This window comes from Streptomyces sp. NPDC002690 (assembly GCF_053592415.1).
Genome location: NZ_JBSFVR010000327.1, coordinates 1 through 8243 on the forward strand (window position 1 = coordinate 1; position 8243 = coordinate 8243).

The following is an 8243-nucleotide window of genomic DNA, read 5'->3' on the forward strand; positions in this document are numbered from 1 at the left end:
AGCAGACCGACGACCATCGGGAGCGTCCGTACGCCGGAGATCGTCGCCGAGTTCGCGTCCACGTACTGGAGGTAGGTGGGTAGGGGGTAACGCCGCAGTCCCTTCGCTGTTTCTGACGCTGAGACTCCGAGACTTCGGTCTACGAGGCGGTGAGATCTACGCCGAGCAGGTCGGAGAGAGTGGCTACCGTCTGCTTGGGGTCTTGGTTGTGCACCCCCGCGAGGCCCAGCTGCTCGGCGGCCCGTACGTACGCCTCGGTGTCGTCGACGAAGATGCACTCGCTCGCCGGCAGGCCCATGAGCTTGAGCGTGATCTCGAAGAGCTCCTGGTCAGGCTTGCGCATCAGATGCTGCTCGGATATCACCACGACGTCGTACAGCTGTTCAAGGTCATAACCGGCGTAGAGATCCCACGGGGTGAGTCCGACCGAGTTGGACAGGATGCCGACCTTGACCCCCGCGCGCCGTGCCGCCGCAGCTGCGTTGATTAGCAGCGGCTCGGGGCGAAGGTCGCCGAAGATGCGGCCCATCAGACCGTCCGGGGAGACGCCCAGCATCGTGCCCGCGAAGAGATTCCACTCCGTCTGGGAGACCGCTCCGCGCTCAAGGGCGCTGGTGATCTCGACACCCTTCTCGTCCTTGTACAGCGCCGAGAGGCAGGCACCCTGCGGAAGGCCCTCGCGCTGCTCGAACGCGAGCACTGCGGGCAGCAGGGGTGTGGTGAGCACTCCGCCGAAATCGAGGATGAGACCAGTGCGGTTGGACATGCAGGAACTCCCATTGATTTGCTGAGATTCGGACATCGACCCAGATAGGACAGTGTCCAGCCCCGGCTACTTATGGTGAGGACATTTGCCGTATGTCGTAGGCCAGGGTGCGCAGGTGGGCGGAAGGTCTATGCCCGCCCAGTTCACCGTACCAAATCAGTTTACGTGGCGGAGGGTGCCGAATGTCACTCGTCCGCTATGGCCGTCGAACCGTTTAGAACTCCACCCTTGCCGCGTACGCGAGAAGTTCCTGTGCCTGAATCTCGGTAACGCTCGAATAAGCTGTGCTGACGCGCGCTAGCCAGGCCGCCTCGCCATCGGTATCGACGAATGGTTTCTCGCGCAGAGGGGTGGGGGCCTCGATGCTTGATGGTTCAGTGTCAACGGTTTTGAGTGCCGCCTTAACCCAATACGCCTCTGCGGCTGGCTCCGGGTCAGGATGAGAGGAAGTGGCGTCCTCTGCGGCGAATATGAGCTCCCGTGGAGCGTAGTAACGCAGGCGCTCGCAGGCGTCAGCGATGTCTTGGGTCCACCGATCAAGACGGACGTCGATGGGCACACGTATGAGAACGAGTTCTGTAATCCGCCTCCCGGGAGGATAGAGGCTCGTTCCAGGAAACGCGTCGACCAGATCGAACCAAAGCGGGTAGATCCTGTTCAGGGTGCGCCATGTCCTCCATCGGATCGCTGCCGCGCGAGTGGTAGGAATACTTGCTCCAGCGGCGACGATCAGGAAGAGAAGGTCCATCCATATTGATTCAGTGTCCACGACTACCCGCACCGTGGAGCGGTCCAAGGGGAATGCTACTGCGATCCACATGAGGCCGATACGGGCCAGTGAATGAACTAGGCCCATCCACATCGCGATTGCCATCAAGCCCAGCCCGATGCGCATGCTCGTGCTTTCCGCCTGCCGCGCTGCCCGTGTCCACTGGTAACCGCACACCGTGGCTGTGACCAGCGGAAAGAAATAGAAGACGGTCATGTAGATCGCCACGCCCCATTGGCCTGCGTGGTCGATGAGGAAGTCTTGGCTCTGCTCTTTACGCTCCACGACGGAGAAAAATAGAACCGTGAGCAGAATTACGCCTACTGCCCCCGCCGCAGGGGACACGCGGGCGATCCAGCGGGAGACCACTACATGGCGGGGCGCGACTGCCTTCGTGCTCTTCCCGTAACTGGTGGCTACGTAGGTCAGGGCCGCGATGGTCGCCGCAGTGCTGGCGAAGTGTCTCAGCAGGGCGTCCAAGTCGACCACGGGGATTCGATCCGAAGCTGACATTACCGCTGGCGTGTAGAGCCACAGGGCTACAGCAAATCCGGCATATCCGCCCCAGAGTGCCCGGCGGTGAAAGTCACCGTAGCGAACTGCGGGGAATCGCCAGACGGCAATAGCGGTGATCACTAGCGCGGTCAGGTACTTGAAGTAGTCGGACATTGAACCGTGGCTAACTGGGCGGGCCGGGCTTGCCCGCCCGAAGGTCGGCTGGCCGCAGCATTAATCGTGATTGGTTGGACTATCGTCTGCGCCGTGGCGGAGCAACAGGGTGCGCAAGAGAAGATTCCAAAAGGCTGACCATGTCATCGCCCGCGATCGATTGACGGCGCGCCAGCCGCTTGATCAGTGAGGCCGAGAGTTCAGCTTGCTTCTCCTCTGGGCTGTCGAAATCCACGCGCCCCTGAACCACGGCTGAAGGAAATCGGCGGATGACTTCCCGGCGAATGCGCTCAGGAACGTAGCGTTCTATCTCGATGGGCGTCAGAGTGGTCCCATGATCAAGCCATTCGTGCGCCAGCTCGTGCAGAATGATGTGTTCAGTTTGATTTCGACTCGAACGACGGCGGTAGAGAATTAGTGTAAATTCCGGCGCTTTGACCCGTAGGCCACATGCCGAACCCAGCCCTCCATTGGGGTCATCCAGCGGCACTAGCCGTATCTGTCGAGACAAGGCTCGCTCCATATTGCGCACCAGCGCCTCAACGCTGAAAGGAGCGGGTGTGGGGAGGTCGGCGAGAAGTCTCTCGCATTCCTTCACGAGTGCGCGCTGTGAGGGGTCTCTACGCCAACGCATATTCGCTCCACTGGAATGCTGGTGTTCGTCGCCAGTCTCGCCCCGATACTCGTGCGCGAGGCGCTGGTAGTCAGGAGATTGTTGGGCTCCGGGTGTGTAGGGCCGGTCGATCGGCGGCCGTATCCACAACTGATCGTACAAGGAGGGAAGTGTGGAGAAGTGCGATATGCCCGGACTGGCCATGTTGTGAATGTCACGCGAACGGGCCATTTCATGATCAGAATTGGGCGACCGTGCCCTAAATGATCTTTGAAGGCGGCCGTCGCTCGGATGGCTTTACTGATCACTCCCAGGCCGGCGGGGTGACGCCCGCAGATGATCGAGGTCTGGGCCGGATCCGGGTTCCCCGCCCGCTGGTCGGGCGGCTCGAACCAGTGACCTCTAACAAACGATCTTGAATGTTTGTCGCCAGGGTTTGGCCGGTGACGACTCCCTCGGGAGGCGGAAACGGTCGACGGCGGCCCGGCCGCGAACTCAAAGCCGCGGTCAGGACAGCGCCCCCTCCCCGGCATTCGAAGTGCCGGGAAGGGGGCGCTGTTCATCGTGTGCGGCGTGACGGACGAAGCGGTCTCAGCTGTCGTACTGGCACTGCCCCTGAGTGGCGGAGCGGGCCTCGAAGCCGAAGTCGTTCACCTGTTCGCCCACGCTGACCTCACGCATCTCCCCCCGGTTGTCGAAGTACGGCCTCTCGTAGAAGCACCAGGCCTGGACATCCTGGTTCACCGCGCTCCGCACGGGCGGCATGAGTAGACCTTCGCCATCGAACAGGAGCCGCAGGTTTCCCTCGAAGCCCGGCTCCGTCCAGGTACAGACCGCGACGACCAGCGGACAGATCGGCGGCGCGGCCTGCGCCGCCGGTGCCGACAGGACGCCCGTACCCAGGCTCGCCGCGGCCACAGCGGAGAACGCCGCTGCCTTCTGCATGAATCGCTTCATTTTGCTCCCTTTCCAACTTTCGGCCCTCTATGGGCTTTCAGAGTTGTTGGTTGGTCCAAACCGGCCGCCCTGTGGAGGCCGGCAACCAGGCCCGCCGCTCTCGCTCTGACCGGAACCGCGGTCGTGGCCCCGTTCGTCCTGACCGCCCCGGCTCAAGCACTCCCGGCGGCCCATCCGGTCGGCGCGAAGGCGTTGGACTGCCCGCCCGGTGGGATCGGAGGTCCCAAAAACATCTCTGTCCACCCAAGAACACAGAAACCGCACGCTACTTCGCACGAGGGACCCCCACAGGGCCGGTGGTACCCAGGGCACTTCACGCCCGGAAGGCGGCGCCCCAGCGCACAGAGTGGGGCCGGCCGCCGTGCTCGAAGGAGCATCCGACGAGCGGCCCTTGACGTGATGCGGCACTGCCGGGCTTGTCCGCGTTCCGATCCCCGCCAGGGAGCGGCAACGGTCGGTCCACCCACCCCGATTCCGGCCGGAAGACTGTCCTGGTCCAACGTCAAGCGCCTGTGCGGGGCAGGGGGCGCACGGTGCTGAGCCGACTCCACGGTTGCCGCGCTAGAAACGAGACGAGGGCAGAGTGCCAGACCCAGTCCGCCATCCAGAGGTGGGTCGTCCAGCGCGGCAACATCAAGGTGGAGGACACGCTCGCCTGAGCCGTCGCCACCGACCCCGGCTCTTTCGAGCCGCAGGGCGGAAGGTGCAGTTATGTAGAAGCGGTCCCCGGCCATGTCGCCGGGGACCGCTTCACGCCCGCCGCACGCCGATTCACGGTGGAGAGGGCATCCGGGTCCGTCGCGTGCCAGTCCAATCAGTCCATGCCACAGTAGGTCCATCGCGGAGAAGGCGCCGTCGACGCAAAAACTTCTACTTCCACACTGGGGTGATTCTCTCGGGGTTCGGCGTCTTAGTTCCCTTCTTTCCGGGCCGAACTTGTACAGCCGCGAAAATCTCGAAGAGTACCTTGCGCTTCTGTGAAAGGTCGTACTCGCCTGCAACCCATTTTTGGGCGACGTCGTTAGGTGCCTCATTCTGCGTCTGTGCGGTCAACTCGAATTTGGCTCGCTCGCGACGAAGCTTCTTGATCTCCTTCTCCAATGGAATGGCCAGGCGGTAGAACATGTCAGCAGGGATTTCATCGTCCTGCCATTTGATCTCCAGTCCGGCGAGCTTGTCCGCCTTCTGCTGGAGTTTCTTTTCGTCGGGCCACGTGGCCCTGATTGCAATAAAAGTTGACTGCGCGCTTTTCAGCTTCGCCAGCACCAGACGCTGGAGCTGCCTGTCGACCATTGGGCCCGAGATCGAGTTGCGCGAGCAGCTTGTGCACGTGTAGACGTACGGGCTGCGCCTGCTGCTTGTCTTCGTTCCGCCCATGGGCCCGTTGCAAACGCGCGTCTTCACCGCGCCATTGATCTCTTCCTCTATTCGGTACTGGCAGCGAAGCAGTGTTGAGCCCAAGTACTTGATGGTCTTCGGGATGCCGGTAATTCTCGGCGTGCCAGAGCCGCGGGCAAGGTAGGTGCTTCCCTTTCCGAAGGTGGCGCACACCGCCTGCCACTTCTCTGGCGTAGTAATGGTTTCCCATTTCCCCACAATTGGCGAGCCGTCGTCATCGAGGCAAAGTTCGCCACGGTTCGCGCGATACCCGCATACGCGCGGAGCGGTCATCATTTGTGTGAGCGTCTGCGGTACGATTTTCCCGCCGCGAGTTCCAGTCAAACCTTGCCGCTTTGCCTCTTCGCAAAGGACCCTCACTGCTTTCCCATTGATGCGCTGGTCGATCGACCACGCCAAAAAGTCTGACTCGGTCGGACGAAGCGTCTCCCGGTCCTCCTCCCAGCCGAACGGCCGAGGGCCACTGTGGGGCAGTCCATCCAGTATTCGGTCCTGGTGCCAGTCGCGGATCCGACGCTTCTTCTTCATCGCCTCGGCCTTGTTGACCACTGCCATGATGCCCGTCTTGATGATCTCGCCTTCCTCGGTGAGATCCATCGGCCCAGACGGGGTGTAGAAGCGCCGGCTCGGTTCGAGCGTGATGGCCTCGACGAAGTCTTCCCAGTCCCGGTCCGTGCGCTGGACGCGGTCTTGGTCAACGCAGATGACCCCGTGGACCGGATAGCCCTCCGGGGTGTGCCCCCGCCTGAGATCCCGAAGCATCGCTTGGAAGTCTGGCCGCACCACGTTGCGCTTTGAGGCTGACAGATCGTTGTCGGTGTACCGGTGAACGATCACTGCATGGTGGCGTGCCGCGTACTTGTCGTTGCGACGATGCTGGTTGGCCACTCCCTTGCCTGCCGACCACGCGGACCTCGCGGCCCTCTTCTTGTTGTGCTTGCGCCAGTCGTCGGAGATGCGGGAATACGCGATCAAGAAGGGTGTGTCGGGGTGGAGGAGGGCGAGCTCGTCCGGAAGGGCGAGGCCAGCCGGTCTGCCCCTCAGCTCTAGATCACTGGGGCCCGCTTCGTCTGGCGAGGCCAGCGCGACAACCTCATGGTTAGTTGCTGTGTACATCTTATGACTCCTGTCTCGACCCCGTTGGATGTCGAGGCCGGACGTTCCGGATCGTGCAACGATGCCGGTATGAACAGACTGGCTAACGCACAGTCGCCCTACCTACTCCAGCACGCCTCCAATCCAGTGGACTGGTGGCCATGGGGAGAGGAGGCGATGACGGAATCTAAGCGACGGGACGTGCCCATCCTCTTGAGTGTGGGCTATGCGTCCTGTCACTTATGGTTCTGATAATTTACTGGTGCCACGTCATGGCGTACGAGTCCTTCGAGGACGAGGCGCTCGCCGCCTACCTCAACGAGCACTTCGTCCCGGTGAAGGTGGACCGGGAGGAGCGGCCGGACGTCGACGCCGTGTACATGGAGGCGGTGCAGGCGGCGACCGGGCAGGGTGGGTGGCCGATGACCGTGTTCCTGACGGCGGACGCCGAACCCTTCTACTTCGGTACGTACTTCCCGCCCGAACCCCGGCACGGCATGGCGTCCTTCCGACAGGTGCTGGAGGGCGTGACCGCGGCGTGGACCGACCGGCGCGGTGAGGTCGCCGAGGTCGCCGGGCACATCGTGGCCGACCTGGCCAAACGGTCGCTGGCGCACGGCGGGCAGGGCGTGCCGGACGAGGCCGACCTGGGGCGGGCGCTGCTGGGGCTGACCCGGGACTACGACGACACGCACGGCGGGTTCGGTGGCGCGCCGAAGTTCCCGCCGTCGATGGCGATCGAGTTCCTGCTGCGGCACCACGCCCGTACCGGCTCCGAGGGCGCCCTGCAGATGGCAGCGGACAGCTGCGCGGCGATGGCCATGGGTGGCATCTACGACCAGCTCGGCGGCGGGTTCGCCCGGTACGCGGTGGACCGGGAGTGGACGGTGCCGCACTTCGAGAAGATGCTCTACGACAACGCGCTGCTCTGCCGGGTGTACGCGCACCTGTGGCGGTCGACCGGGTCGGACCTGGCCCGCCGGGTGGCGCTGGAGACGGCCGACTTCCTGGTCCGCGAACTGCGGACCACCGAGGGGGGTTTCGCCTCCGCGCTGGACGCCGACAGCGAGGACGCCGAGGGCCGGCACGTGGAGGGCGCGTTCTACGTGTGGACGCCCGCACAGCTGACCGAGGTGCTCGGCGAGGAGGACGGGGCGTTCGCCGCCGCCCGCTTCGGGGTGACCGAGGAGGGCACCTTCGAGGAGGGGTCCTCGGTGCTCAGGCTCGACGCGGGTACAGCGGGTACAGCGGGTACAGCGGCAACGGCGGGGGCGCAGGCGGACGAGGACTCCTCCGACCCCGACCCCGACCCCGACGCCGAGCGGATCGCCTCCGTGCGGGCCCGGTTGCTCGCCGCCCGTGAGCTGCGGCCCCGTCCGGGGCGGGACGACAAGGTGGTCGCCGCCTGGAACGGCCTGGCCGTCGCGGCGCTGGCCGAGGCGGGCGCGTACTTCGACCGGCCCGACCTGGTGGAGCGGGCCACGGAGGCCGCCGACCTGCTGGTACGCGTCCACCTGGGCGAGAACGGCCGGCTCTGCCGGACCTCCATGGCGGGGCGGGCCGGTGGGAACAGCGGGGTGCTGGAGGACTACGCGGACGTCGCCGAGGGGTTCCTCGCACTGGCGTCGGTCACCGGCGAGGGGGTCTGGCTGGAATTCGCGGGGCTGCTGCTCGACGTGGTGCTGACCCGGTTCGCGGGGGAGGGCGGTCAGCTGTACGACACCGCGGACGACGCGGAGAAGCTGATCCGCCGCCCGCAGGACCCCACCGACAACGCCACCCCGTCCGGCTGGACGGCGGCGGCCGGGGCGCTCCTGTCGTATGCGGCGCACACCGGTTCCGAGCCGCACCGTACGGCGGCCGAGGGCGCACTCGAAGTGTTACTTCAGCACCCCCGCACGGGCCTGGGAGCTGGGCGCCGGAGCCATGGCGGCCCTCGCGGCCGGACGGCTCGACAGGGCGCGCCCGTGGTTCGT

General features: G+C 64.5%; 5 protein-coding genes and 1 pseudogene. 1 reads left to right on the top strand and 5 read right to left on the bottom strand.

The features are described 5' to 3' along the window. Positions 1-139: 139 nt before the first annotated feature. From ACWD3D_RS29160 to ACWD3D_RS29180, 5 genes are all read right to left on the bottom strand, one after another. Entirely contained in the window at positions 140-766 is a 627-nt protein-coding gene (locus tag ACWD3D_RS29160) for an HAD-IA family hydrolase (protein ID WP_451463765.1), read from the bottom strand. Between the two features lie 214 nt (positions 767-980). Beyond that, the gene (locus ACWD3D_RS29165) at positions 981-2204 is read right to left on the bottom strand and encodes an MAB_1171c family putative transporter (RefSeq protein ID WP_451463766.1); all 1224 of its coding nucleotides are present in this window, start codon (positions 2202-2204) and stop codon (positions 981-983) included. A 79-nt stretch (positions 2205-2283) separates the two neighbouring features. Next, complete coding sequence (locus ACWD3D_RS29170; RefSeq protein ID WP_451463767.1) at positions 2284-2979, bottom strand: hypothetical protein; 696 nt, start codon at positions 2977-2979, stop codon at positions 2284-2286. A gap of 429 nt (positions 2980-3408) precedes the next feature. After that, positions 3409-3762 carry a hypothetical protein gene (locus ACWD3D_RS29175; protein WP_451463768.1) on the bottom strand — a complete coding sequence of 118 codons (354 nt, stop codon included), beginning with the start codon at positions 3760-3762 and terminating at the stop codon, positions 3409-3411. A gap of 882 nt (positions 3763-4644) precedes the next feature. Next, positions 4645-6288, bottom strand: coding sequence for a recombinase family protein (locus tag ACWD3D_RS29180; protein ID WP_451463769.1), 1644 nt, complete (start codon positions 6286-6288; stop codon positions 4645-4647). A 69-nt stretch (positions 6289-6357) separates the two neighbouring features. On the opposite strand from ACWD3D_RS29180, the pseudogene ACWD3D_RS29185 reads away from it, so the two are divergent. After that, positions 6358-8243: pseudogene (locus ACWD3D_RS29185) on the top strand (thioredoxin domain-containing protein); the annotation flags it as partial.